General features: G+C 62.6%; 24 protein-coding genes. 8 read left to right on the top strand and 16 right to left on the bottom strand.

Annotated features, from left to right (window positions below):
• The first annotated feature begins 65 nt into the window (after positions 1-65).
• Complete coding sequence (locus tag K3136_RS13485; RefSeq protein ID WP_247711372.1) at positions 66-680, top strand: GNAT family N-acetyltransferase; 615 nt, start codon at positions 66-68, stop codon at positions 678-680.
• 28 nt (positions 681-708) lie between these two features.
• Here K3136_RS13485 and secA read toward each other — a convergent pair whose 3' ends face one another.
• Both secA and K3136_RS13475 read right to left on the bottom strand, forming a co-directional pair.
• Entirely contained in the window at positions 709-3,471 is a 2,763-nt protein-coding gene (secA, locus tag K3136_RS13480) for a preprotein translocase subunit SecA (protein WP_221430804.1), read from the bottom strand.
• Between the two features lie 95 nt (positions 3,472-3,566).
• The gene (locus K3136_RS13475; protein WP_221430803.1) at positions 3,567-3,848 is read right to left on the bottom strand and encodes a hypothetical protein; all 282 of its coding nucleotides are present in this window, start codon (positions 3,846-3,848) and stop codon (positions 3,567-3,569) included.
• Between the two features lie 101 nt (positions 3,849-3,949).
• On the opposite strand from K3136_RS13475, the gene argJ reads away from it, so the two are divergent.
• The 4 genes from argJ (at position 3,950) to K3136_RS13455 (ending at position 9,785) form a co-directional block, all read left to right on the top strand.
• The gene (argJ, locus tag K3136_RS13470) at positions 3,950-5,176 is read left to right on the top strand and encodes a bifunctional glutamate N-acetyltransferase/amino-acid acetyltransferase ArgJ (RefSeq protein ID WP_221430802.1); all 1,227 of its coding nucleotides are present in this window, start codon (positions 3,950-3,952) and stop codon (positions 5,174-5,176) included.
• A gap of 29 nt (positions 5,177-5,205) precedes the next feature.
• Complete coding sequence (locus K3136_RS13465; RefSeq protein ID WP_221432340.1) at positions 5,206-5,970, top strand: inositol monophosphatase family protein; 765 nt, start codon at positions 5,206-5,208, stop codon at positions 5,968-5,970.
• A gap of 150 nt (positions 5,971-6,120) precedes the next feature.
• On the top strand, positions 6,121-8,256 hold the full coding sequence (locus K3136_RS13460) for an RNA degradosome polyphosphate kinase (protein WP_221432339.1): 2,136 nt from the start codon (positions 6,121-6,123) through the stop codon (positions 8,254-8,256).
• Positions 8,253-9,785 carry a Ppx/GppA family phosphatase gene (locus tag K3136_RS13455; RefSeq protein ID WP_247711371.1) on the top strand — a complete coding sequence of 511 codons (1,533 nt, stop codon included), beginning with the start codon at positions 8,253-8,255 and terminating at the stop codon, positions 9,783-9,785. The genes K3136_RS13460 and K3136_RS13455 overlap by 4 nt, the downstream gene beginning before the upstream one ends.
• Before the next feature lie 9 nt (positions 9,786-9,794).
• Here the strand turns inward: K3136_RS13455 and K3136_RS14150 are convergent, their stop codons facing one another.
• From K3136_RS14150 to K3136_RS13430, 6 genes are all read right to left on the bottom strand, one after another.
• The gene (locus K3136_RS14150) at positions 9,795-9,923 is read right to left on the bottom strand and encodes a hypothetical protein (RefSeq protein ID WP_282099960.1); all 129 of its coding nucleotides are present in this window, start codon (positions 9,921-9,923) and stop codon (positions 9,795-9,797) included.
• Between the two features lie 76 nt (positions 9,924-9,999).
• Positions 10,000-10,398, bottom strand: a complete 399-nt coding sequence (apaG, locus tag K3136_RS13450) for a Co2+/Mg2+ efflux protein ApaG (protein ID WP_221430801.1) — start codon at positions 10,396-10,398, stop codon at positions 10,000-10,002.
• Positions 10,399-10,485: 87 nt separating this feature from the next.
• Complete coding sequence (locus tag K3136_RS13445; RefSeq protein WP_221430800.1) at positions 10,486-12,348, bottom strand: prolyl oligopeptidase family serine peptidase; 1,863 nt, start codon at positions 12,346-12,348, stop codon at positions 10,486-10,488.
• Positions 12,349-12,440: 92 nt separating this feature from the next.
• Entirely contained in the window at positions 12,441-14,396 is a 1,956-nt protein-coding gene (locus tag K3136_RS13440) for an alpha/beta hydrolase family protein (protein WP_221430799.1), read from the bottom strand.
• A 398-nt stretch (positions 14,397-14,794) separates the two neighbouring features.
• Positions 14,795-15,406 (bottom strand): 2-hydroxychromene-2-carboxylate isomerase, encoded by a 612-nt coding sequence (locus K3136_RS13435; RefSeq protein WP_221430798.1) that lies wholly within the window; start codon positions 15,404-15,406, stop codon positions 14,795-14,797.
• On the bottom strand, positions 15,390-16,244 hold the full coding sequence (locus tag K3136_RS13430; RefSeq protein WP_221430797.1) for a hypothetical protein: 855 nt from the start codon (positions 16,242-16,244) through the stop codon (positions 15,390-15,392). Before K3136_RS13430 ends, K3136_RS13435 begins: the two co-directional genes overlap by 17 nt.
• 106 nt (positions 16,245-16,350) lie before the next feature.
• Between K3136_RS13430 and K3136_RS13425 the strand changes: the two genes are divergently transcribed.
• Positions 16,351-16,674 carry an excalibur calcium-binding domain-containing protein gene (locus K3136_RS13425; RefSeq protein WP_247711370.1) on the top strand — a complete coding sequence of 108 codons (324 nt, stop codon included), beginning with the start codon at positions 16,351-16,353 and terminating at the stop codon, positions 16,672-16,674.
• Here the strand turns inward: K3136_RS13425 and K3136_RS13420 are convergent.
• Positions 16,671-17,876 carry a trans-sulfuration enzyme family protein gene (locus K3136_RS13420; protein ID WP_221430796.1) on the bottom strand — a complete coding sequence of 402 codons (1,206 nt, stop codon included), beginning with the start codon at positions 17,874-17,876 and terminating at the stop codon, positions 16,671-16,673. The two genes, K3136_RS13425 and K3136_RS13420, sit on opposite strands and share 4 nt — an antisense overlap.
• Before the next feature lie 40 nt (positions 17,877-17,916).
• Complete coding sequence (locus K3136_RS13415; protein ID WP_221430795.1) at positions 17,917-18,456, bottom strand: TetR/AcrR family transcriptional regulator; 540 nt, start codon at positions 18,454-18,456, stop codon at positions 17,917-17,919.
• Between the two features lie 67 nt (positions 18,457-18,523).
• Between K3136_RS13415 and K3136_RS13410 the strand changes: the two genes are divergently transcribed.
• The gene (locus K3136_RS13410; RefSeq protein WP_221430794.1) at positions 18,524-18,913 is read left to right on the top strand and encodes a hypothetical protein; all 390 of its coding nucleotides are present in this window, start codon (positions 18,524-18,526) and stop codon (positions 18,911-18,913) included.
• A gap of 43 nt (positions 18,914-18,956) precedes the next feature.
• A complete protein-coding gene (locus tag K3136_RS13405) occupies positions 18,957-20,228 on the top strand; it encodes a phospholipid carrier-dependent glycosyltransferase (protein WP_221430793.1) in 1,272 nt (423 codons plus the stop codon).
• Between the two features lie 3 nt (positions 20,229-20,231).
• On the opposite strand, the gene K3136_RS13400 is transcribed toward K3136_RS13405, so the two are convergent.
• The 6 genes from K3136_RS13400 to K3136_RS13375 all read right to left on the bottom strand — a co-directional run bounded on the left by K3136_RS13400 (position 20,232) and on the right by K3136_RS13375 (position 25,014).
• The gene (locus K3136_RS13400) at positions 20,232-21,323 is read right to left on the bottom strand and encodes a glycosyltransferase (RefSeq protein ID WP_221430792.1); all 1,092 of its coding nucleotides are present in this window, start codon (positions 21,321-21,323) and stop codon (positions 20,232-20,234) included.
• Positions 21,324-21,354: 31 nt separating this feature from the next.
• Positions 21,355-22,422, bottom strand: a complete 1,068-nt coding sequence (leuB, locus tag K3136_RS13395) for a 3-isopropylmalate dehydrogenase (RefSeq protein WP_221430791.1) — start codon at positions 22,420-22,422, stop codon at positions 21,355-21,357.
• A 1-nt stretch (position 22,423) separates the two neighbouring features.
• Complete coding sequence (recO, locus tag K3136_RS13390; RefSeq protein WP_221430790.1) at positions 22,424-23,020, bottom strand: DNA repair protein RecO; 597 nt, start codon at positions 23,018-23,020, stop codon at positions 22,424-22,426.
• 32 nt (positions 23,021-23,052) lie between these two features.
• The gene (locus K3136_RS13385; RefSeq protein WP_221430789.1) at positions 23,053-23,298 is read right to left on the bottom strand and encodes an accessory factor UbiK family protein; all 246 of its coding nucleotides are present in this window, start codon (positions 23,296-23,298) and stop codon (positions 23,053-23,055) included.
• Between the two features lie 31 nt (positions 23,299-23,329).
• Positions 23,330-23,887, bottom strand: coding sequence for a TspO/MBR family protein (locus K3136_RS13380; RefSeq protein WP_221430788.1), 558 nt, complete (start codon positions 23,885-23,887; stop codon positions 23,330-23,332).
• A gap of 101 nt (positions 23,888-23,988) precedes the next feature.
• Positions 23,989-25,014 carry an NAD-dependent epimerase/dehydratase family protein gene (locus K3136_RS13375; RefSeq protein ID WP_221430787.1) on the bottom strand — a complete coding sequence of 342 codons (1,026 nt, stop codon included), beginning with the start codon at positions 25,012-25,014 and terminating at the stop codon, positions 23,989-23,991.
• Positions 25,015-25,073 lie beyond the last annotated feature (59 nt).

Genomic DNA, 25,073 nt, shown 5'->3' with positions numbered 1-25,073 from the left:
CCGGCTTCCCTAGACCGCGTGCCAGCCTGCCGCTAGCCTTGGCGATGCAAGGGAGGCCAGGCGCTGTGGACGATGCGGAAATCACTTTACCGGAAGGGTTCTCGCAGGCCGGCAAGGAAGATGCCTTCGCCATCGGCGAAATCACCGCGGACGCATTCCGCAACGATCCCTTCAACCAGTGGCTCTTCGGCAATTACAAGGGCATCCGCTCGCTCTTCCATATGCAGGCGCGGCGGATCTACGTCCCTCGGGGATTTGTTTACAATATCGGCGATCAAGGGGCGGCAATGTGGATGTTGCCGGGCGGCGATGCCTCGTTTTCGCAGCTGGACTATGCCGCATTCGCGCTGCCGACAGTCTGGCACTGCGGACTGAAAGCGGTGAAAAAAGGTATCAAAACCGGCGAGGCGATGGAGCGCGCGCACCCCACCTTCGAACATGCCTATCTCTTCAGCATCGGCGTCAGGCCATCGCAGCAGGGCAAGGGGCTAGGCCGGAAGCTCATCCAGCCTGTGCTGGACGCCTGCGACCGCACCGGCACCCGCGCCTACCTGGAGAATTCCAACCCCGCCAATACCGGCTTTTACGCCAGCTGCGGGTTCGAGGCGTGCGGGGAGATCCGGCCGACACCGGACGCTCCGCCGCTGGTCCCGATGGTGAGAGAACCGCGCCCGCTCTAAGGCTGGGCGCGGCTCCTTGAATGAGCGATCAGGCCTTGGCGCCGATCGCGCCGTGGCAGTGCTTGTACTTGTTGCCCGAGCCACAGGGGCACGGTGCGTTGCGGCTGATGTCCATCCCCGCATAGGGATTTTCATCGGCAGCGCCGCCCGGTCCCGCTGCAGCGCGCGCGCTGCCTGCAAGCGCGCCGAACAGAGCTTCGCGGCCGCGCGATCCGTCATTGTCGTCCGAATTGTCGACGCCGGTAAGCGGGTCGATATGGCCGGTGAGGAAATCGGGCAGCTCGGGCAGATCGATCCGCGGGAGCGGCGCCGGCTCTGCCAGCTCAATGCGCAGGAGCTTGGCGGTGATGTCTTCACGCAGCTTGTCGAGCATGCGTTCGAACAGGCCGAAAGCTTCCTGCTTGTACTCGTTGAGCGGCTGCTTCTGCGCGTGCGAGCGCAACCACACCACCTGGCGCAGCGCGTCGAGCGTGGCGAGGTGTTCCTTCCACTGGTGGTCGAGTTCCTGCAGCAGCAGGCTCTTCTCGATCCGGCGCCACATGTTCGGGTCGGCCTTCGCGATTTTCTCTTCCATCCGGCGATCCGCTTCCTCGCGGATACGCTCTTCGATGATTTCCGGCTCGATGTGATCTTCCTCAAGCCATTCTTCCATCGGGAAGCGCATGTCGAAGACTTCGTCGACCTTGGTCTTGAGACCTTCGATATCCCACTGCTCCGGATAGGAACCCGGCGGGCAGTGTTCGCCGACCATCGCGTTGATCGCATCGTGACGCATGTCGACCACGACGTCGTCGACGGCTTCGCTGTCCATGATTTCCGAGCGCTGCTCGTAGATGACCTTGCGCTGGTCGTTCATGACATCGTCATACTGCACGACCTGCTTACGCACTTCGTAGTTGCGCGCTTCGACCTTCTTCTGCGCGGTCTCGATAGCTTTCGAGAGCCACTTCGAACCGATCGCTTCGCCGTCTTCCAGGTTGGCGTTCATCATGCGGGCGAACAGCGTGTCCGGCCCGAAGATGCGCAGGAGATCGTCTTCGAGGCAGAGGTAGAAGCGCGACAGGCCCGGATCGCCCTGGCGGCCCGAACGACCGCGCAGCTGGTTATCGATGCGGCGGCTTTCATGGCGTTCGGTCGCAAGGACGAACAGGCCGCCCGCTGCGAGGACCTTTTCCTTTTCCGCCGCGACTTCGGCCTTGATACGATCGATCTCGAGCTGGCGCTTGGGATCGTCCTCGGCGAGGTCGGCAAGCTCTTCCTCGATGCGGAATTCGACATTACCGCCGAGCTGGATGTCGGTACCGCGGCCGGCCATGTTGGTGGCGATGGTGACGGCGCCGATACGGCCCGCCTGCGCGACGATGTGGGCTTCACGCTCGTGCTGGCGCGCGTTGAGGATTTCGTGCTTCACGCCTTCCTGGTCGAGGAAGCTGGAGAGCAGTTCGCTCTTCTCGATCGACACGGTGCCGACGAGGACCGGCTGGCCGCTGTCGTACTTTTCCTTGATCGCCTTGGCGATGGCTTTGAACTTGTCCTGCGTGTTCTTGTAAAATTCGTCTTCCTCGTCGACGCGCTGGACGGGGACGTTGGTCGGGATCTCGACCACGCCCATCTTGTAGATGTCCCAGAATTCGGCCGCTTCGGTGGCCGCCGTACCGGTCATGCCGGACAGCTTGGGATACATGCGGAAGTAGTTCTGGAAGGTGATCGAGGCGAGCGTCTGGTTCTCGGGCTCGATCTTGACGCCTTCCTTGGCTTCCACTGCCTGATGAAGGCCGTTCGACCAGCGGCGGCCGTCCATCATGCGGCCGGTAAACTCATCGATGATGACGACCTTGTCGTCCTTCACGATGTAATCCGTGTCCTTCTTGAACATGATGTTGGCCTTGAGGGCCTGGTCGAGGTGGTGGACCACCTGCGTGTTCTCGACGTCGTAGAGGTTGTCGGTTTCGAGCAGGCCGGCTTCCATCAGCCGCTTCTCGATCTCGTCCGTGCCTTCTTCGGTCCAGGTGATGTTCTTGGTTTTCTCGTCCGCCTCGTACCATTCGGGATCGATGTCTTTCACGATGGCATCGACCGCGACGTAAAGCTCGGACTTGTCCTCGGTCGGGCCCGAGATGATCAGCGGGGTACGCGCTTCGTCGATCAGGATGGAGTCCACTTCGTCGACGATGGCGAAGTTGAAGGGACGCTGCACCATCTGGCCGCGTTCGTGCTTCATGTTGTCGCGCAGGTAATCGAAGCCGAGTTCGTTGTTGGTCGCGTAAGTGATGTCGGCGCCATAGGCGTCGCGGCGGGCGAACTCGTCGAGATTGGGCACGATCACGCCCACGGTCAGGCCGAGGAAGTTGTGCAGCTGGCCCATCCATTCCGCGTCGCGGCGGGCGAGGTAATCGTTCACGGTAACGACGTGGACGCCCTTGCCTTCGATGGCGTTGAGATAGGTGGCGAGCGTCGCCACCAGCGTCTTGCCCTCACCCGTGCGCATTTCGGCGATTTCGCCGCGATGAAGGACGATACCGCCGATCATCTGCACATCGAAGTGACGCATGCCGAGGACGCGAACCGATGCTTCGCGAACGGTGGCGAAGGCTTCGGGAAGGATATCGTCGAGCGTCTTGCCGTCGGCGAGCTGCTGGCGGAACTTGTCGGTCTGGGCGCGCAGTTCCTCGTCGCTCAGTGCCTGGATCTGCGGTTCGAGCGCGTTGATCTGGTTGACGATCTTGCCGATCGATTTGACGTAACGGTCGTTGGACGAACCGAAGATGGACTTCATGATTGTATTGAACATGGGTGGGCGCGGGCCTCGGATAATACGGTGATATATGGAAAATGCCCGCGCACTTCGATCGTGCCGGGCATGAAACGGGGACTGGAAATGTCAGTCTATTCGTAGGCGCGATCGGCGCCGAACTGGACCGTGGGAAGGTAGATTACGACCGGTTCCTGCTTCTTGCAGGGGGTCACCTTTTCGCTGCGAAGCTTTTGCTTTCGCTGCTTTTCTTCACACGAGGACTTGGCTTCGCGGGCGTCGTTCGCGCCTGATGCGGCCTGTTCGAAACCAACGCCAATTTCACCGTCCAGCGCAGCATGCGCAGGCACACCCGCGGCAGCAAGGCCGGTCAGGAGTGCAAGGAGGGCGAGCAATTGACGTCGCATATCGGGCATCGAGATAGCGCAGAATACTTAAGGTTTAAAGTCAGGCGGACCATTTTTCCTGTACTTCGCCACGCTTGCGGCGAGCCCACGCGCGTTCTAGCTGCAAGCACATGGACCTCGAACGCTCCCCTCTCGCCCGACCATTCCCGCAAATGCCCGCGATCGACGGCGCAGTGCTTCGCGTTGCGCGCGCCCGCTACAAGAACTGGGACAGGGCCGACCTGACCTTCGCCGAACTGGCCGAGGGGACCAGCGTCGCAGGCGTGTTCACCAAATCGGCCTGCGCCTCGAGCGAGGTCGAGCTGGGCCGCGAACAGGTGAAGAAGGGTACGGCCCGCGCCCTCATCGTGAACGCCGGCAATTCGAATGCCTTCACCGGCATCCGCGGGCGCGAGGCGGTCGAACAGATCATGGCGCAGGTTTCCGACGCGCTGGGATGCCGCGCAGAGGAGGTTTTCGTCTCCTCTACCGGGGTGATCGGCGTTCCCCTGCCCAAGGACAAGGCCCGCGCCGGGATCGCTGCCGTACTGGAAACACAGCCCTGCGACTGGGAAGAGGCCGCGTCTGCCATCGGCACCACCGATACCTTTACCAAGGCCGCGGGCGCCTCTGCCATGATCGGCGAGACACGTGTCGAACTTGCCGGGATCATAAAGGGCAGCGGCATGATCGCCCCCGATATGGCGACCATGCTCGGCTATATTTTCACCGATGCGAAGGTAGAGCCCGCTTTCCTGCAGGAGATGCTGTCGAAAGCGAATGACGCGACCTATTCCTGCATCACGGTCGACGGAGACACTTCCACCAGTGACACGGTCCTCGCTTTCGCCACGGGCAAGGCAGGAAATGCCGCGCTCTCTTCATGGAAGGATGTAGGCGCGGATGCCTTCTACGCGGCGCTGCTGTCGGTTTGCCGCGAACTCGCCCAGCTGGTGGTTCGCGATGGCGAAGGAGCCCAGAAGTTCATCGAGATCGCGGTCAGCGGCGCAGCAGACGATGCAAGCGCCCGCCGCGTCGGCCTTTCCATCGCGAACTCGCCGCTGGTCAAGACGGCGATTGCGGGCGGCGATGCCAATTGGGGCCGCGTGGTCATGGCTGTCGGCAAGGCAGGCGAACCGGCCGACCGCGACAGGCTGTCGATCGGTTTCGGCGGCACCTGGGCGGCCAGGGACGGGCAGCCACTCGCCGATTATGACGAGGCCCCGGTTGCAAAGCATCTCGAGGGGCAGGACATCAGGATCGACGTCGATCTCGGCATGGGTGACGGCAGGGCGGTCGTCTGGACCTGCGACCTCACGCATGGCTACATCTCGATCAATGCGGACTACCGTTCGTGAGTGCACTCGACGCGGAAATCCTCGCGCTGATGCAGCGGGTCACCGAAGAAGCAATCATGCCGCGTTTCCGCAACCTTTCCGAAGGAGAGGTCGAGGACAAGGGCGGCAACGATCCGGTCACCATAGCCGACAAGGAATCAGAGGCGTTGCTGCGCGAAGGACTTGCGTCCATCGATGCGACCATCGGTTTCGTCGGCGAAGAAGCTGCCCATGCCGACCCGGCTGTGCTCGAGACGCTGGGCGAAGCCTGCTGGATCGTCGATCCCGTCGACGGCACGCGCAACTTCGCACATGGCAAGCCGCCGTTCGGCGTCATCATCGCGCGCGCAGATGGCGGTGTGGCCCAGTCCGGCTGGCTCTATGATTGCCTTTCGGGCCGGTTCTGCGCTGCCCACCGCGGCAAGGGCGCATACGTCGACGGCGAACGCGTCACCTCGCGAGCAACCGGGAAGACGCCACCGGTTGCTGCAATTTCGCTGGTCTTCATGGAGGAAGAGCGCCGACAGGCCACCCGTCGCCATATCTCGCCCAATTACGAATTGGTCGACATTCCCTTCTGCGCTGCCGAGCAATATCCGCGCCTGGGCCTGGGCCAGAACGACGTATCGATTTTCGAACGCACCCTTGCGTGGGACCACGCTGCGGGCGCACTCTGGCTGGAGGAAGCGGGCGGCAAGGTCGCTCGCCCCGACGGCTCGCCTTACCGTGTCGACGAGTGGGAAAGGAAGGGATTGCTCGGAGCGTCGACCCCGCAACTTTGGGACGAACTCTCGGCGCTCTACGCCAAATTGTGACGGCAGTCTGACAAGGCACGAAGGCCAGTGGCAGACGGAAACTCTTTCCAATAGCGACTTCGCGTCCTACCCTCACTTCGACTTAGAAAAGGCTGGCTCGTGACCCTAGGCAATGCGCCCGATACTGGCAGTGATAACGCCGGCGAGGAAATCGCTGCGGACGCCGCTGTGCCCCCAGAGGATCCGGCAGATCGCTACGTCAATCGCGAGCTTAGCTGGCTGAGCTTCAACCGCCGCGTCCTCGCCGAGAGCGAGAATACCGATTACCCGCTATTGGAAAGATTGCGCTTTCTCTCGATTTCGGGAAGCAATCTCGACGAATTCACGATGGTCCGCATCGCCGGCCTTGAAGGCCAGGTACATCGCGGCATCGAAACGCCGGGGATCGACGGTCGATCGCCGCGCCAGCAGCTCGACGCGATCCGCGAGCAGGTTCTGGCGCTCGAGGACCGGCAACAGGAAAGCCTCGACATCCTGCGCGGGCTCTTGCGCGACGAGGACATCCTCATCGCCCTGCCGGACGAGCTCGAAAAATCCCAGCAGGAATGGCTGTTCGACTATTTCGCCACCGACATCCAGCCGCTCATCACGCCGCAGGTCATCGACCCGTCGCACCCATTCCCCTTCGTCGCGAATGGCGGAATGGGCGTGCTGTTTCGCCTAAAGCGCGGCAAGCGGAAGGGCGAGCTTGTCGAGATGGTCCTGATCCCGGGCAACGTCCCGCGCTTCGTGCGCGTGCCAGGCGACAAGGCCATCTACGTCGCGATCGAGCAGCTGGTGACGCGCTTTGCCGACCGCATTTTCCCCGGCTTCAAGATCCTCGGCGACGGCATTTTCCGTGTCCTGCGAGACAGCGATATCGAGGTCGAAGACGAAGCCGAAGACCTCGTGCGTTTCTTCCGCACTGCAATCCAGCGCCGGCGCCGCGGCCGCGCCGTCCTGCTCGAACTCGACGACGAATGCGACGCATCGGCGGAAGCGCTGCTGCGCGACCAGTTCGATGTCGACGCCGCGATGATCGTGAAGACAGGCGGCATGCTGGGCCTACGCGACCTCGATGCGATCTGCAACGAGCCGCGTCCGGACCTCAAGTTTCCGCCCTTCTCGCCGCGCTATCCCGAGCGCGTTCTCGCCCATGATGGGAATGTCTTCACCGCAATCCGCGAGAAGGACATAGTCATCCACCACCCCTACGAGAGTTTCGAAGTAGTGGTCGACTTCCTGCACCAGGCCGCGATCGATCCGCTTGTCGTCTCGATCAAGCAGACGCTCTACCGCGCAGGCGACCAGTCTCCTGTCATCGCGGCGCTGGTCGAGGCGGCGCAGAACGGCAAGGCCGTGACCGCCGTCGTCGAATTGAAGGCGCGCTTCGATGAAGAGCGCAACATCCGCTGGGCGAACGAGCTGGAACGGGCCGGAGTGCAGGTGATCTACGGCTTCACCGAGTGGAAGACCCACGCGAAAGTCAGCCTCGTGGTGCGCCGCGAAGAAGACGGCTATCGCACCTATTGCCACTTCGGCACGGGCAATTACCACCCGATTAACGCGAAGATCTACACCGACCTCAGCTACTTCACGGCAGACCAGGCCCTGGGCCGCGATGCGGCGAAAATGTTCAACTTCATCACCGGCTATATCGAGCCCGAAAAACTCGAGAAGATCTCCATTTCTCCGCTCGGCATGCGCGACATGCTGGACGAGCTGATCGATGTCGAGATTGCCAATGCCAAGGCAGGCAAGCCGGCCGGCATCTGGGTGAAGCTCAATTCGATCACCAACAAGGCGATCATCGACAAACTCTACGAGGCCAGCCAGGCGGGTGTGGAAATCCGGATGGTCGTGCGCGGTATTTGTTCGCTCAGGGCCGGTATTCCGGGACTGTCGGAAAATATCAGCGTCAAATCGATTATCGGACGCTTCCTCGAACACACGCGCATGTGGGCCTTCGCCAACGGCAAGGAACTGCCCAGCCGGCAGGCGAGGGTGTACCTCACCAGCGCCGATGCCATGAGCCGCAATCTCGATCGCCGGGTGGAAGTCATGGTCCCCATCTCCAACAAGACCGTCCACGACCAGCTTCTGGGACAGGTGATGCTGGCGAACATCCTCGATGTCGAACAGAGTTGGTGGCTCGATCCCGACGGGCAGTATCGCCGGATGAGCGATGGCTCGGACGGCTTCAATTGCCATGAGTACTTCATGTCCAACCCCTCGCTGTCGGGCCGCGGCTCGGCCTTGAAAACGCAAGAGGTCCCGCGCCTCAGCCTGTACGGAAACGATAAGTGAGCGGGCAGAAAGTGCGCTCCTCGCGCTGGCAGCGGCGGCTGATCCACCCTCCCCGCGCCGTTGTCGATATCGGCTCCAATACCGTGCGCCTGGTCATGTACGAAGGCACCGGTCGCGCGCCCGAGGTGGTTTGGAACGAGAAAGTCGCCGCACGTCTGGGCCGTGACTTGTCCGAAACCGGCCGCATTCCCGAAGAAGCCGAGCGCGAGGCGCTGGAGGCGCTTGGGCGCTATCGACTGCTGATCGAGGACCGGGGCATCGAGGATGTCCAGACCGTGGCAACGGCCGCTGCGCGCGATGCCGAGAATGGCGCGGATTTTCTCGCCAAGGTGGCCTCGCTGGGCCTTGAGCCGCGCCTGCTTTCGGGCGAGGAAGAGGCCTGCGCTTCTGCTTTCGGCGCGATCGGCGCATTTCCCGGCATGAGCGGCATGGTCGCCGACCTCGGCGGCGGCAGCCTCGAACTGGTCGCGATCGGTGACGGCGAATGCAAGGATGCAGTCAGCCTCCAGTTCGGCACCCTGCGCCTGCCGGCGCTGCGCGCAAACCGCCCCGATTTCGCAGAAACAGTTCACGATGCTGTCTCGAATGTGGGCTGGGCCAAGTCGCACAGGGGACCGCTGTTCATGATCGGCGGGACTTGGCGGGCTCTCGCCTATTACGCGATGGCCGAAGCGGACTATCCGCTGACCGACCCGCACGGATATTCCATCTCTGTGGAGGAAGCGCTCGGCCTCGCCGCAAGGTTGGTCGATGCGAAGCCGGCAAAGCTGATGGAAATTTCTGGCATCAGCGAGATGCGGGCGCATTACCTGCCCGATGCAGCGGCATTGCTCGGCCCCATGCTCGCCGAACTCGAACCCGAATGCCTGATCTTCTCGAGCTGGGGTATCCGCGAGGGCCTGCTCTATTCGCGGCTGACCGATCTGCAACAAAAGCAGGACCCCCTGCTCTCGGGTGTCCATGCCTTTTGCGAGCCGCGCGATGCGCCGGTGACCGATGCGACCCGTGTGGCAGGATGGACCGTCGACCTCGCCAATGGGGGCGGAAAGCGTAACGAACGGTTGCGCCTTGCAGCGGCACAGCTGGCCGCAGCCCTGCAAAGGGTCGAACCCAACCTACGTGTAAATCACGCCACCGAATGGGCGCTGGACAAGCGCTGGATCGATTGCAGCGCGCGCGACCGAGCCATGATCTGCGCCGCGCTTTTCGGCAGCCTCGGTCGCACTGCCCTGCCCGCAAAGCTGCGCAAGATCGCGAGCGACGACGATTTGCGCGAAGGTGTGACCTGGGGCCTCGGTTTCCGCCTCGCCCGAAGGCTCGGAGCGGGCGCGCGCGTGGCGCTCAGCAACAGCAAGCTCAGGCTCAAGAAGAAGTCACTGGTGCTCTACATCGATGAAAGCCGCGCAGCGCTGGCGGTGTGGCCGCTGACCCGCGAGCTGGAAATGCTGGCCGACTGGCTGGGCAAGGAAGCCAAGGTCAAGGTCGGGGAATACCTGTTCGAAGAAGAAGCCGGAGAAGCGGGCATTTAGGCCGCAGGATCACTCGCTGGACGGCGGCTTTTCAGGGCGCTTCCAGTTGATCCCATCGGGCGGCTGCGGTCCCCACTCATTCGCGCCTTTCTCTCCCGGCATCAGCCCCTTCTCGATCCCGATCCGCGCGAGGATCAAGATCGCAAGCAGTAAGTCGCGCGATTGATGCGATAGCCAATAACCCGGTCGAGCAGGGTTTTCACCGCGAAGTGCCCTATTCCGCCGTAGCGGGTGCCGCGAGCGGGAAGAAGGGAATGCGTACTTCGAAGGGCGTGCCGTCTTCGCGATGGAACGTGTAGAACCCTTCCATCGAACCATGCGGCGTATCGAGCGGACAGCCCGACACGTAATCATGGCTTTCGCCCGGAGCGAGAACCGGCTGCTCGCCGACCACGCCATCCCCATCGACATGGGCCACCATGCCCGCACCGTCGGTGATCCGCCAATGGCGGGTCATCAGCTGCACACGCTCGTGCGAAGCATTTTCGATGCGGATATGATAAACCCAGAACCACTTGCCCGCCTCGGGCTGGGATTGCTCGGGCAGGAAATTCACCGACACGCGGACGGTAATGCCATCGGTCATGGCTGAGTGCTGGAATAATTCCTTCATGACCCCTCCAACCTAGGCACTTGTGACGGAGGAGCAAGGGCAGACCCTGCCTCACCCCCAAGAATTCACCGCTATGCGACGAAGCGTTCAGTCGGGCGGGTTGTGCTCTTTCAGGAATTCGTCGAGCGCTTCAAACCAGGCCTCACGGCTCGCAATTTCCGTGAAGCTGTGGCCGTCGTCCTCGATCAGCAGTTCGCTAGCCGGCACACCCTGTTTCTTCGCTGCAGCCAGCATCTGGTGATATTGCCCGACATTGACGATCCCGTCATCGGTCCCATGTGCCAGGAGTACAGGACGTTTGAGATTGCCTGCCTGCTGCACCGGTGAGACATCGGCAAGGCGGAAATCTTTGTCTTCCTTGCCCTCATATCTGTCGCGCCAGCGATTGGTGGTCTGCCGACTGAAGAACTGGCTGTCGTATCGCAGCATGGAATCCCAATCCATGACGCCCGCCCACGAAGCGGCGCAGCGGTAACGTTCGGGATTGCGGACGACGCCCCATATTGCCGCATAGCCGCCATAGCTGCCTCCTACGAGGCATACTCGTGCAGGGTCAGCGATACCCTGCCCGACCGCCCAATCCATTGCATCGTCGAGATCGTCCTGCATGCCGCGACCAATCTGGCCGTAACCCAAATCGAAGAAGGCATCGCCATATCCTCCCGAGCCCCGATAGTTGGGCTGGATCACCGCATACCCGCGATTGGCGAGCAACTGGGCTTGCGCGTCATAGGACAGCGTGTCCCTGATACCGTAAGGGCCGCCGTGGGGGTAGATGATGAGCGGCAAATCCTTTGCGGGAACGCCGCGCGGCAGGGTCAGATAGGCCCTGATACGCGTGCCATCGCGGGCGGTATAGGTAATCGCCTTGGGCTGCGCGAGATGCTCGAACGGCACCCCGGCACTCATTTCGCCAAGCGCCTCAAGCGTGCCCGCTGCAGGTGTGAAGACATAAAGCGCGCCAGGATCGGCGGCACCGCCCGTCTGGATGATCATCCGCTCGTCATTGTGCGAACGAGAGGCGATCAAGACTTTGTCTTCCTCCAATGCGCCCTCCAGCCCCTTCTGGATCGCGCCAAGCTGCTCATCGAGCCAGACCACGTGTGAGCTGTCGTCCGTATAGGTAATCGCAATCGGCTTGCCGTCACGCGAGAAGGCCACTCCATCGACATCATATTGCGGATGCTCGTAGAGCGTATCGACTATTTCGGAGCGGGCGAAATCATAGCGGCGCAAGCCGACCTTGCCTTCCTCGCTTTCCTCGAGGATGTAACCGACGTTCGTGCCCGGTTCGACGCCGAGGATATCGAGATAACGATAGGTATCGTTCTCTTTCTTCAGGTCATCCGTGTGGATCTTATCGACCATGTGCAGGTTTTCTTCGCCGGGACGCCGGTAGAATACGCGCAGTTTCTTGCGATAGAGTCCGGTCCCGATGCGGACGTTGCCTTCCCTGTCGGCATACCAGTTCCACACGCCGACACGGGAGCCCTGAACCTGCTCGCGCTTGCCATCCCGGGTGAGGTCGTAGCTGTAGACCGAGGGATAGTGACGCGGATTGGCCTGGATCGAAACGAGGACGGAAGAGCCGTCTTCTGCGACCCAGATAACATTGTCGCCATCGCGCACCGGCTCTTTCCGGCCAATCATGTAAAGTTCGCCCGTATCGAGTTCGACCACGAAGAGCCGCGTCCAGTAACGGTTGAACTTGTCCCATGCCGATGCGCTGACCAGCAGACGGCGATTGCCTGCCCAGCGCACCCAGTTCAGCCGGTTACCTTCGCCCATCGGGAAATTGCCAACAGGCTCGCCGGACGCTGCATTGAACAGCATGACGTAGTCCATGCCGTTTAAATTCGAGCGGCTGACAAGCTGGCTGCCATCGGGCGATATCTTCGCCCCGCTTAGCTGGCTGCGCGCAGCGAATGCCTTAGCAGGAATTTGCGGCACTGTAGCCGTTTCGGCTTGCTCCTGAGCGGCAGGGCTCGAGGGAATAAGGCCCAAAGCCGCAATCGCAAATAGAGTACGCAAATATCGCATTATCAATCTTTCTCGTCGGCCGGATTATGTGTGTCGAGGAAAGCCAGCAGCCCTTCGAGAAGGCGAGCTTCCTCGCTGCCGTCGGAAAGGTAGTGGTTGTCGGCCAGCTCCAGCATCTCGACCTCCTTACCTGCCGCATCCGCTGCCTCGGCCAGTTGTTCGTACTGGTCGAAGGGAACGCGCAAGTCGCGTGTGCCATGGGCGACGAACAGCGGCCGTTCGAGCCGCTCGATCTGGTCCGCGACCGAAATGCTTGAGAGGTCGAACTTGTCGTCACCGGTGATCCGCGGGGTCCAGACGTCCTTGTACCAGCGCTTCCGCACGCGCCCGCGGGCGAGGTACTGGCTGTCGTAGGCGAGCAGGTCTTCCCAATCGACCACACCTGCGAAGCTCGCGCCGCAGCGATAGCGTTCGGGATTGCGCAAGGTGCCCCACATGGCCGCGTAACCGCCGTAGCTTGCGCCGAACAGGCAAACACGTTCCGGATCCGCGAAACCCTGTGCGACCGCCCAGTCATAGGCGTCGTCGATATCGTCCTGCATTGCGCGGCCGATCTGTCCGTCGCCCAGTCGCTCGAATGCCTCGCCATAGCCGCCAGAGCCGCGATAATTGGGCCTGAGGACGGCATAGCCGCGATTGGCAAGCAGCTGCGTCCAGTCGTCGTAGACCATGGTGTCGCGGACGCCATAGGGCCCGCCATGCGGCATGATGATCATCGGCAACTGGTCACGCCCACGCCCACGCGGAAGGGTGAGGAAAGCCCGCATGTGCGTGCCATCGCGTGCAACGATATCGTGAGCCTCGGTTTTAGACAGCAGCCTTTCGTCCACATGCGGTCGCAGGTTGGCGAACAGTTCGAGGCTCAAGCGCGAGGGCGTGAAAACATAGAGTGCGCCCGGGTCCGCATCGCCCGCCTGTCGCACGAGCATCCGCTTCATGCCCGCCCTATCGATCACGCGCACCCTGCTTCCCGGCAGGGCCGCATCGAGCTGCGACTGCACAGCCGCCATGTCCTTGTCGAGCCACACGGTCCGTGGCTCGTCATCGGTATAGCTGACGCCAATCGGCCCCTCGCCCTTGCGGAACATCGCCTGGTCGATCCCCCATCGCGGGTTTTCGTAGACGATCGGACCGAGCTTGCCATTGGAATAGTCGATTTCGCGCAGGACCTTTCGACCATCGGGCGCATCCACCATCGCATAGCCCGTGTCGCGGCCCGCATAGATACCCATGACGTCCCAGGCATCGAGCGCCTCGTCATCGCCGCCCCTTACCTTGGTCACGCGCCTGAATTTGTCGTCAGGTCCAGAGCGGTAGTAGATCTTGATGTCGGCTTTCGACGTCCAGCTCATGCCGAGGCGAACCACGCCGGCATCGTCGGCGAACCATTGGTAGACATCCTTCTCCGGCCTCTGCACGAGGACGGCGGCCGATGCGCCCCTGCCATCGAGCGGGAAGCGCCAGACCGCTGGCGGGATGCCGCCCCTCTCGCTCAGCGAAAGAATCACATATTCGCCATTCGGGTCGGTGTGGAGCACATCGTCTCCCTCCCAGCCCTGATCCTCGAACCCGATGAAATGCAGCTGACGGGTAGGAATGTCGAAGGCGTGCAGCCGCGATTCCCCATAGCGGAAGCTCGACAGCTTCATCCGGTTGGAAATGAGGATACGGTCGTCACCCGCCCAGTCGAACCAGTTGAACCCATCACGCGGGCCGAGGTCGATGGCAAGCAGCGGTTCGAGCGTATCGGAGTCGTGGACCGCCAGCACCCTCTTGCCACCCTCGACCACGACGAACGCGAAGCGGGTGCCGTTTTGCGAAAGCTTGGCCGAATTGAGCTGGTTGCCGCCAGCAAATGCCGCGACAGGAATTTCAGCCGGACGCTCGGCCGGCTCTTCCTGCGCGTAGAGCGGCGCGTGAAACGCCAGGGCACAAGCTACAAAATGGATAAAACGCACAACGACCCCTCGAAATCCGAAGTCCCGATAGTATTGACCGCGGAAGTAATCGCAAGAGTGGAAGCCGGTTGTTTCAATAGTTTGCGTCTGCTTTGCCATCGCCGTCCAATTGCTTAATGCCGATTTACCTCGTTCGGCAGCACGCGGTTAGGCCCGATTGCTTAGAACCGCGAAAGGGACGCGCAAATCCGCCATCGGGATACGGCAGATTTGCAAGGGATAAACGACCATGCGCCGCGGGATCGGCGCGAGCCGGATGAGGAGGGAAAACATGCTGTTTCATTTCATCCGCAACCTGCGCCGCGACTGCAGCGGTTACGGCCTTATCGAGCTGGCGCTGCTTGCGCCGCAACTGACGATACTCGCCTACTACGCATTCGACCTTTGAGCAGGTTGCATCAGGGCTTTCCGCCCGTCAGGTAATCTTCGAGCTGGCCCAGCCGCTCCTTGCCGAACCACATCTCGTCGCCGACGAAAAAGGTCGGGATCCCGAATGCGCCGCGTTCGACGGCTTTTTCCGTATTGTCGGCCAGCGTCTGCTTCACTGCAGCGTCTTGCGTGGCCGAAAGGAGCCTTTCGGCATCGAAGCCGCCGCTCTCAAGCACTTCGCGCACCACATCTGCATCGCCGCAATCGATGTTCCGCTCCCACACGGCGGGCTGGAACAGGTCGACCAGCGCCTGCATCTCGTTCTGGTCCTTGGCCGCCACGAGGATGCGCTGCAGCAGGATCGAATTGAAAGGCAGGTCCGGATGCATGCTGAACCGGTCCATTGCATGCCGGTCGAGGAAGCGGCAGAACTCCAGCGCTGCATAGGGCACCTTCCCCTTCACATCCGCATCACGCATCATCGGCGGCGAATTGCCCGTTATCTTGTGCATGCCGCCAAGGAATACCGGAGTGACGACCAGCTTCGCGCCGGTCCGCCCGGCAATTTCCTTCAGCGGATACCAGGCGAGGTATCCATTCGGCGCTGCCAGATCGAGGATGAATTCAAGCGTTTGGCTCATCTTGCGTGGCTTCCTCCGGTACGTCCTGCTCGGGCAGCTCGAACATCGAGCGGTCGATCGGCGGGCACCCGAGGGTGTCTGCCGCGACTACGAGCATGGTGAACTGCGGGTCTTCATCCCACTCAACCGTCTCGGATTGCAAGCGCGCGGAGTAATTTTCGAGGTAATCCCTCTCGCGCTCGGTCAGCTCTTCGCCGTAAGTCGCGCCGGTGTAGTTGCACTGCGCCTGCTGGCTGCGCATGAATTCCTGCGCGTCGAAGGCAAAGCCCGCCACCTGCATCGCCGCGTTCACTTCCGCATCACTGGGAGAGATCGGCCACAGCAGGATGTCCTTGATGAAGCCGCCGCGGCGAGACCGCGTGGATGCCCAGTCGTCGTGGCGGAGTGTCTTTTCCAGCGCTTCCGCACGGGCGACCACACCAGCACGGCTTTCGAACGGATCGGACAGGTCGACATCGTTGTAGAACTTCACACCGAAATAGGCGGCGACCGCTATCACGCCGAGTGCGATCGGCGTGTAGCGCACCACCTTGCGCCAAGTCGGGTTCTTCTGGCTTTCCTGCTCGATGCGGGCGACAAGTTCGTCGCGAACGATATAGGCCGGCCCCGCCCAGCCCGGATTTTCCTCGGCGAGCGTGTCGAGATCGCTGACGATATTCGCCTTGATCTGTTCCGGATCGTCACCGGTTGCCAGCGCGTCGTAGACGAAGCGATTGCGGACGCCCGCGAAATTCGCCTGCACCTGCTGGCTGGCCTTCAGGTCATCCCCATCGAGGTAACCAGAATACTGTTCCATCTCGCCTGCTGCTTCGAGCAGTGCGTCGTAATTGTAATGCATGATGATGCGCCCCCAAATTCAGTCCGGTTCGAACCTACCCCGAATAACCATCGGAGCAATGCTTCCGAATACTTCCCCACAGTACAGTCGATGCTAGGATAGCTTCATGAAGAAAGCCTTCCTCCCCTCGACGATGCTGGCTCTTGGACTTTCGCTCCCCCTTTCCGCTCATCCGAGCGAGGAAGGCGCCGAGCGCTGCCATATGCACAAGGAAACCGGCGCGCTTCATTGCCCGAAACGCGAAGAAGCAGAGGCACCAGCGCCGCAAGCCCGCCCGATACGGTCGCGCGAGGTCTACTATCGTGGTTGCAGGGAAGCCCGCGCGGCGGGCGTCACACCGATCCGGCGCGGAGAACCCGGATACCGCGAGGGCCTCGATGGCGACAATGATGGCTGGGCGTGCGAGCGATATACTCGCCCGCGTCGCTAGAGAGCGGCGGCCTTCAACGCCCGGTCGAGGTCTTCCTTCACGTCCTCGACGTCTTCCAGCCCGACATTGATCCTCAGCAGCCCCTCGGTCACGCCCATGGCCGAGCGGTCCTCCGCTGTCATTCCGGCATGCGTGGTGCTGGCGGGGTGGCACATCAGGCTGCGCGCATCGCCGATATTGTTCGAAATATCGACCAGTTCGAGCGCATCGAGGATGGCGAAGGCGCGCTCGCGGCTCTCGACATCGAAAGCGAAGATCGGGCCGGTCGCGCTCATCTGTTCAAGGGCGAGCGCATGGCGCGGGTGGCTTTCCAGTCCCGGATGCAACATGCGGGGCACGCGGCTCTCGATGAACTGGCCAAGCTCGACTGCATTCTCACTCTGCTTGTGGGCGCGCAAGGACAGCGTTTCGAGACCTTTCAGGACGACCCACGCATTGAAGGGCGCGATATTGGGGCCGGTATTGCGCTGGAACGGCAGGAGGACCTCGTCGATCCATTCCTGCGAGCCGCAAACGGCACCGGCAAGCACCCTGCCCTGCCCGTCCATCAATTTGGTTGCGGAATAGGCGACGACGTCCGCGCCGAAATCCATCGGGCGCTGGAGCGCGCTGGTGGCAAAGGCATTGTCGACCACCGTGGTAATCCCATGGGCCTTAGCCACGCCGCAGACATGCGCGAGATCGACCACGTCGAGCGTCGGATTGGCGGGCGTCTCGAAGAAGAAGACTTTCGTATTGGGCCGAATCGCGGCTTCCCATGCGTCGTTGTCGGCGCTGTCGACGACCGTGGTTTCGATCCCGAAGCGCGGCAGCAAGTGGTCGAGCAGCCAGCGGCACGAGCCGAATGCCGCACGAGCGCCGACGACATGATCGCCTGCCGATAGCTGACAGAGCAGCGCCGTCGTCATCGCGGCCATCCCGCTGGCCTGTGCACGGCACGCCTCTGCGCCTTCCATCAGGGCGATGCGCTCTTCCAGCATCGCGACGGTCGGGTTCTGGAGCCGCGAATAGGTCATCCCGTGCGCTTCGCCTGCAAAACGGTCGGCGACGGTCTGCGCATCGTCGTAGGTATAGCCCGAGGTGAGGAACAATGACTCGCTCGTCTCGCCATGTTCGCTGCGCCAGGTGCCCCCGCGCACAGCCTGCGTGGCAGGGCGCCAGTTGGAAGTAATCGAGCGGTCGGTTCCGGTGGTCTTCTTCATGCGCCGACCGATAGCATGCGGAGGCGGCGCTTCAAGCGGGTCAGCCTTCCAAGGCGGCAAGCCCTGCTTCGCCCACCTCGCCAAGCCCGAGCGCATCCATCATCAGTGAACCTTCCACCGCCAGCGCCACCAGCCGCGCGCCGGCCTTCGGGTCCGGGTCGTCGGGCGGGAGATGCGCTTCGAACCACGCAAGCTGGCTGTCCATCATGGCAGCGGCGCTTGCTCGGTAGGCGGCGTCCCCTTTCGCCGCCCCGGCGACGATTTCCCACCACAGCCTCAGGAAGGGCACGAACATGGGCGCGCGGCCGATGCCCAGCAGCCTTTGCGCACATTCGCGGCGCGTAGCGGCTGGCTCGCTCGGCCATGCCATTTCGAGCGCCTGTGCATACATGCCCGCCACGTGCTCCAGCAATGCGGTGACGAGACCGTCCTTCGATTTGAAATGATAGATGAGCATGCGGTCGCTGGTCCCCGCAGCTTTGGCGAGCGGTCGCAGGCTTGCGCCCGCCAGGCCATGTTCGAGCACATGGGCGGCAAGCTTGGGCAGCAGGGTATCAGGGGACTGGCGAGGATTTTCCATTGACTATCTGTAGCGAGTGCTACATTCCGCTTGTGTAGCACTCGCTACATAACTTCGGGAGTTATCAATGACCACTCTGGAAATCCTCTTCCTTCTGGGAGCTGTCGGCTCGGCTCCCGCCATTCTTCTTCTGGCATTGCGCGGGCGAGTGCAAGAGAGCTGGTGGTTGGCCGCTGCCCTCGGCGCCGCCTTCATCGCCTTCAGCGCCATCCCCATCGCGCAGGAAGGCTATCTCGGCTTCCTGCCCAACCACACGCAAGACCTCTGGGGAACGCAGGTGTGGTACGACCTCGTCATCTGCGTTGTCATTTCGCTGGTCTTCATCGTGCCGCGCGCCAAGGCGGTCGGCATGCGTGTGCCCCTGTGGGTCATCGCTGTAGGCCTCACCGCCTCCATATCGCTGCTGCCGATGGTGGCTCGCCTCTTCTGGCTGGAAAGCCGCGCAAAAGCGGAGTGAACACGCTTGTGAGGCGGCGCGAGCTTTCCTAAGCATTCGCGCGATGAGCCGCGCGCCCGAGCAACCGCAAGACCCGATCCTCTGGTGCGCCGCGCTGGCGCTCGGTTTCTGGCTGCTGCTGGCATGGAACCTCGGCATCCCGACCAAGCCCTATTTCGACGAGGTCCATTACCTTCCCGCCGCGCGCGACCTGATCGCGCTGGACACCTTCTCCAACCGAGAACATCCGCTGTTCGGAAAAGAGATGATCGCGGTCGGCATCCTGCTGCTCGGCGACAATGCCTGGGGCTGGCGCATCATGCCCTCCCTCAGCGGCGCCCTGGCGCTGTTCGCGGTCATGCGCGCCGTCTGGTTCGGCACGCTCAGCCGCTATGCGACGCTGGTTTCGGGACTGCTGGTCGCAACCGGTTTTCATCTCTTCATCCATTCGCGCATCGCCATGCTCGACGTCTTCGCGATCGCCGCGCTGTCGGTAGCCTTCTGGCAATGTGCGGCGGCCATCCGCGAGCCGGAAAAGGGCCGCTGGCGCCTGGCCCTTGCAGGCATTGCGCTCGGTCTTGCCATGGCCAGCAAGTGGAACACGCTCATCATCGCGATGGTGCCCGGCCTCGCCTTCCTCGTGCTGCGCTGGTTTGCGGGCCGCCGCCGCCTGCTGCTGAGCCGGCGGGGTATGCCGGTACCGGGCATGACGCTGGTAGAGGCCTTCATCTGGCTCGGCGTCTTGCCCCTGCTTGTCTATGCCGCGACCTTCTGGCCTGCCTACCACTTCGCCAACCAGCCGATCACCGAGGGGTTGGTCGCGCATCACCGCTTCATGCTCGACCTGCAAACGCAGGTGCTGAAGCCCCACCCCTATCAGTCGAACTGGCCCGAATGGGTGATCAACTGGCGGGCGATCTGGTATCTCTACGAGCCCGTCGACGGCGCGCAGCGCGGGGTCATGCTGATCGGCAATCCGCTGACAATGCTCCTTGGCCTCCCGGCCCTGCTATGGTGCGCATGGCAGGGCGCAAAATCCCGCGCGCCGATGCATCGCGCCGTTGCGGTGCTCTATGCCATCAGCCTCGGCTTCTGGATCTTCGCCGCCAAGCCGGTGCAGTTCTACTATCACTATTTCCTGCCCAGCACCTTCCTGCTGGTGGCGCTGGCGCTGGCGCTGGACGATCTGCGCCAAAGTGGCAGGCGCAAGCTGGCGGCAGCCGTCATCGTCCTGAACCTGCTGGTCTTCGCGTTCTTTTACGAGATCATCGCCGCAGAATCGCTTGCACGGCCCAACAGCTTCATGGTCTGGACCTGGCTTGAAAGCTGGAAATAGGCCCTAGTAGCGGCCCCAGACGAAGCGGCTCGACAGCGCGTAGTTCCACACCGAGCCGATCCCGATCCCGACCACCGCCGCGAGCACTTCGTGCAAGCCGCGCACGTAGAGCGCGCTGGCGACCGCAACATTGGCAAAGGCGCCAACCGAACAGGCGGCAACGAAGCTCGCCCAGCCTGCAAGGACCTTGCGGACACTCGTCAGGCGGCGGTCGCGATAGGTGAGGAAATTGTTGAGCCAGAAATTGAAGGTCATCGCCCCGAGGGTCGCGACGGCCTGCGCCCATGTAAAGCCGGCACCGAAAGCCAGCAGGCACAGGTAGAGGATGCCGAGGTGTACCAGCACACCCAATGCCCCGACAGTGCCGAACAGCGCAAAACGGGTCGGAATGATCCGCCCGAAGCTCTTGTCGTAAAGCCCGGCGAGGAAATCGAGCGCGATGGCACGGTCGAGCTTGCTCTCGCCCGTTCGGCGAGCGGCGAAGTTCATCGGGAAGTCCTTGACCTTCAACGGCTTTTCGGAGGTCGCAAGCAGGTCGAGCAGGATCTTGAAACCGATACCGGACAAGCGCGGCACGAGGCTGCGCGCCCTGTCGGTGGAGAGCAGGAAATAGCCGCTCATCGGATCGCTGAGTTCTACCCCGGTCAGGCGGCGGGCGAGACCGTTGGCGAGCGAGGACAATTTCTCGCGATCGGGGCGGCCCCATTCTGCCATGCTCGCGCCTTCGGCGAACCGGCTCGCCACGGCCACGTCCGCTTCGCCCGAGCGGACGCATTCGAGCATGGGCGCAAGCAATTTAGGGTCGTGCTGGTGGTCGGCATCCATGACCGCGACAAAGGGAGCGGCGGTGGCGCAGAAGCCCTCTATCGCTGCGCTGGAAAGCCCACGCCGTCCGATACGCTGGATCGCACGAACACGGGGATCATCGCGGGCGATGCGGCGGGCCTCGTCGGAGGTGCCATCGGACGAGTTGTCGTCCACGACCAGCACTTCCCAGCCGAACGGGCCAAGTGCATCCTCGATCCGCTCTACCAGCGGGGCGAGGTTGTTACGCTCGTTGAGCGTTGGGAGGATGATCGCCAGGTCGAGCGCCATGGCCCTCGCCTGAAGCGAATTGCGTGTAAGATCAAGCCAGCGCGTTGAGCGCGCGAAGGACCGCGTCGCCGATTTCACCGGTCGAGGCAGTGCCGCCAAGGTCCGCCCCGCGCACATCGCTGGCCACGACCGTGGAGACGGCGCGCTCGATCCGTCCTGCCTCGGTCTCCCGGCCGAGCGAATGGCGCAGCAGCATGGCGAGGCTCAGGATCGCGGCGATCGGGTTCGCCTTACCCTGCCCCGCGATATCGGGCGCGCTACCGTGGATCGGCTCGTAGAGGCCGAACGTGCCGTATTCTGTCTGCCGCTCGCCGAGGCTGGCGCTGGCGAGCAGTCCGATCGATCCGACGCATGCGCTGGCCTGGTCGGACAGGATGTCGCCGAAGAGGTTTCCGGTCAGGATCACGTCGAACTGGCCGGGGCTGCGCACCATCTGCATGGCGGCGTTGTCGACATACATGTGGTCGAGCTCGACATCGGGATATTCTGCCGCGACCTCGATCACCGTCTCGCGCCATATGCGGCTCGTTTCGAGGACGTTGGCCTTGTCAACGCTGGTCAGGCGCTTGCGGCGCTTCTGAGCAGCAAGGAAGCCCGTATGTGCGATGCGGCGCACCTCGGCCTCGTTATAGGACATGGCGTCCCAACCCTCGCGCCCGCCGTCGCTGTCACGCTCGCCCTTGTCGCCGAAATAGACGTCGCCATTGAGTTCGCGCACGACGAGCAGGTCGATGCCTCGCGCCACCTCCGGCTTCAGCGAGGACATGTCCTCCAGCCCCGGATAGCCGGCTGCAGGACGCAGGTTGGCGAACAGGCCGAGCTCGCTTCGCAGGCCGAGGATCGCCTGCTCGGGGCGATGTTCGCGCGGCAAATCGTCGCACTCGGGGTCGCCCACCGCGCCGAACAATACGGCATCGGCTGCCCGCGCCATATCGAGCGTTTCTTGCGGCAAGGGATGACCGTGGCGCTTGTAGGCGATCCCGCCGACATCGCCTTCGAACAGCGTCAGCCCCGGCAGTGAAAGTACATCGAGCACGCGCCTCGCCTGCTCAGTAACTTCAGGCCCGATCCCGTCGCCGGGCAAGATCGCGATTTTCATGTCAGGCCATCCGTTCGAGCCGCTGCATCAGGAGAGCCCTAGCGGCTAGAACGTCATTGCGGGTGTCGGCAAGGAGGTATCTGGCGATGAGAGGCTCGGTGCCGCGCATAATTTCCAGAGCCTGCTCAAGTCCCTCTATCTCCGGTCTCGCACCGCCATAGCCGAGCTCGCGCAGAAGCAGCACTTCATAAGCCGCCAGCGCCGGCGCCCAACCCCTCGCTGAGGGCGCGTTGCAGACGGCATCCAGCAATGCGGAGAGCGCGCTGTAGAGGCTGGGATAGGGATTGCGTTCGGGCAAGGCGCTGGCGGTAAGCGCGCAGGTCCAGGCGATCGCGGCTGCTGGCAGCGGCTCGGTCAGCCAAGGCCCGCGGCTCTGTGCCAACTCCAGCCGCGCGAAAGGCAACTGGCTGTCCGACTTGGCGCGGATTTCGGCTTCGACCATGTTCCCGGGAATGACCACGGGCCGCAACTGGCGCCCCCGCCCTCCCGCGACATAGGCCGCGACGACACCGCTTTCCTCGGTCAGCAGGCGCGCAATTACCGCCGTCTCGCCGTGAGGGCGGGCAGCGATCAGGATTGCTGGTGCGCGTAGATGCATGGGGCACCCCTACCGCGCGGCAGGGGCGGAAGTCACTTGTGCTTGGCTTCCAGCGCCGCGACGCGAGTGGCGAGGTCTTCGGCCTGCTCGCGAGCCTTGGCGGCCATCGCCTTGACCGCGTCGAATTCCTCGCGGGTGACGAAGTCCATGCCGCCGAAAGCTTCCTTGGCCCGTTCACGCGCAGTTTCGCGCGCCTCGCGGGTCATGCCCGCAAGGGTACCGGCCGCCGAATTGGCGAGTTTGACGAAGTCGGCGATCATCGGGTTCTGGCTCTGCATGCAGGCTATCTAGGCCGACCGTGCCGCCAGTTCAATTGCCGATGCGCACACGCTCGACCGCTTCGCCCGACGAACCGCCGTCCGCATCCGGATTGAGCTGCAGGAATTCGTAATTGAGCAAGGTCGCGAAACAGACCCATGCGAGATAGGGCAGCAGCAGCAGCGCAGCGAGGCGGCGTACCTTCCAAAACAATGCGATCACTACCAGCAGGGTGAGCACGATGAGCACGATCACGACGAGCGCGGCACCCATCTGCTGCATGCCGAAAAAGGTCGGCGACCACGCAAGGTTGAGAAGGAAGTGCAGCGCGAAGGCGATAAGCGCAGCGGTGCGGCCCCGTGCGCCCCACGCCGATGCGACGAGCGCCACCGAAAAACCGATCATTACGTAGAGGATCGACCAGACGATACCGAACCACTTCGGCTCGGGAAAGATCGAGGGTTTCTCCAGCGACTGGAACCACGCGCTTTCAGGCCCCGGCCCCAATTGCCCGGCAACGAAGCCGAGCAGGACGATCAGGGGCACCAGGAAAAGGGCCCAGCGGATGAAACTCGCGCGCAGCTGTCCGCGCGATGCCAGCATATTCATGACTGCAATTCCTGTCGGCGACTCGTCAATTCAGGATGGTTCTGGCGAGGTGCGCACGGGCTGGCAATGCACGATAGCCCCCCGTCCACTTTCGGGACCCGTCAGGTCTTGACCACGCCGTGCTCGATAAGGGACTTCGCGCAATCCACGATACTCTCCTCCTCGGGCCGGGTCTTCCAGCCCAGGCGTTCCAGCGCATGGCCCGGATCGACATTGCGCGTCTTGCCGATCTCGCTCTTGATCGAGCGCACGCCCGGATTGAACAGCGAAAGGATCGAGACCATCCAGTTGGGCATGATCTTCCTGGGCACCTTGCGGGTATGCTCGGGCGGGAGGCGATCGCGCAGGACATCGGCGATCTCGATGATTTTCATGAACTTGCCGGCGGCAAGGAAGCGTTCGTTTGCAAGGCCCGGCTCTTCCAGGCAGCGGACGTGCAGGTCGGCAACATCGCGCGTGTCGACGATCGCAAAGCCAAGATCGGGGGCCATCGGCATGGAGCCGTCGAGGACCTGTTTCACCGCCTCGACCGAGGGGGAAAAATCGGGATCGTCCACCGGTCCGAGGACCATCGACGGATTGACCGATACGAATTCCATTCCCGCACCGTTCTCCTCGATCCAGTCGCGCGCTGCACGTTCGGCAATGGTCTTGGATTTGACGTAAGGGTAGATGTCGGGATGCGAGATATCGGTCCAGTCGCTTTCATCGACTGTGTAGACCTTGTCGCTCCGGCCATAGGCCACGGCTGCCATCGAACTTGTCTGGACGAACCGCTTCACGCCCGCGTCCTTCGCAAAGCGCAGGGCACGCAGCGTACCTTCGCGAGCCGGGACGATCATCTCGTTCTCGTCCTTGGGGGTGGACGCGGCGATGGGCGAGGCGACATGCGCCATATGCGTGCAGCCGGCGACGGCTTCGGCCCAGCCCGCATCATCCATCAGCTCGGCTTCGAAGACCTTGAACTGGGCCTCGTCAGGATTGCCGAAGCGGCGCTGGAGGATGCCCTTGCTCTTCGCCTTGTTGCGCACGGTCGTGTGAACCGTCCAGCCCTTTGCAAGCAGCTGCCGGATCAGCTCTCCGGCAATGTAGCCGGTGCCGCCGGTGACAAGCACGGTTCCAGTCATCGCAATTCTCCCTTTCGGGCGATGCTATGACCAAAGGTTGCGCGCTGCAACCGACTGGC

Source organism: Qipengyuania gelatinilytica, assembly GCF_019711315.1.
In the GTDB taxonomy this organism is placed as follows: domain Bacteria; phylum Pseudomonadota; class Alphaproteobacteria; order Sphingomonadales; family Sphingomonadaceae; genus Qipengyuania; species Qipengyuania gelatinilytica.
Note: the sequence above shows the minus strand (reverse complement) of the source record. Positions and strands in the feature narration are given on the sequence as shown.

Coding starts and splice junctions, on each gene's coding strand:
- leuB (WP_221430791.1), bottom strand. CDS start 22,422: ATGAAAATCGCGATCTTGCCCGGCGACGGGATCGGGCCTGAAGTTACT.
- K3136_RS13415 (WP_221430795.1), bottom strand. CDS start 18,456: ATGGAAAATCCTCGCCAGTCCCCTGATACCCTGCTGCCCAAGCTTGCC.
- K3136_RS13475 (WP_221430803.1), bottom strand. CDS start 3,848: ATGCCCGATATGCGACGTCAATTGCTCGCCCTCCTTGCACTCCTGACC.
- K3136_RS13465 (WP_221432340.1), top strand. CDS start 5,206: ATGCAGCGGGTCACCGAAGAAGCAATCATGCCGCGTTTCCGCAACCTT.
- recO (WP_221430790.1), bottom strand. CDS start 23,020: ATGCATCTACGCGCACCAGCAATCCTGATCGCTGCCCGCCCTCACGGC.
- K3136_RS13385 (WP_221430789.1), bottom strand. CDS start 23,298: ATGCAGAGCCAGAACCCGATGATCGCCGACTTCGTCAAACTCGCCAAT.
- K3136_RS13400 (WP_221430792.1), bottom strand. CDS start 21,323: ATGGCGCTCGACCTGGCGATCATCCTCCCAACGCTCAACGAGCGTAAC.
- K3136_RS13435 (WP_221430798.1), bottom strand. CDS start 15,406: ATGAGCCAAACGCTTGAATTCATCCTCGATCTGGCAGCGCCGAATGGA.
- apaG (WP_221430801.1), bottom strand. CDS start 10,398: ATGAAGGAATTATTCCAGCACTCAGCCATGACCGATGGCATTACCGTC.
- K3136_RS13420 (WP_221430796.1), bottom strand. CDS start 17,876: ATGAAGAAGACCACCGGAACCGACCGCTCGATTACTTCCAACTGGCGC.
- K3136_RS13430 (WP_221430797.1), bottom strand. CDS start 16,244: ATGCATTACAATTACGACGCACTGCTCGAAGCAGCAGGCGAGATGGAA.
- argJ (WP_221430802.1), top strand. CDS start 3,950: ATGGACCTCGAACGCTCCCCTCTCGCCCGACCATTCCCGCAAATGCCC.
- K3136_RS13375 (WP_221430787.1), bottom strand. CDS start 25,014: ATGACTGGAACCGTGCTTGTCACCGGCGGCACCGGCTACATTGCCGGA.
- K3136_RS13425 (WP_247711370.1), top strand. CDS start 16,351: ATGAAGAAAGCCTTCCTCCCCTCGACGATGCTGGCTCTTGGACTTTCG.
- K3136_RS13380 (WP_221430788.1), bottom strand. CDS start 23,887: ATGAATATGCTGGCATCGCGCGGACAGCTGCGCGCGAGTTTCATCCGC.
- secA (WP_221430804.1), bottom strand. CDS start 3,471: ATGTTCAATACAATCATGAAGTCCATCTTCGGTTCGTCCAACGACCGT.
- K3136_RS13410 (WP_221430794.1), top strand. CDS start 18,524: ATGACCACTCTGGAAATCCTCTTCCTTCTGGGAGCTGTCGGCTCGGCT.
- K3136_RS13405 (WP_221430793.1), top strand. CDS start 18,957: ATGAGCCGCGCGCCCGAGCAACCGCAAGACCCGATCCTCTGGTGCGCC.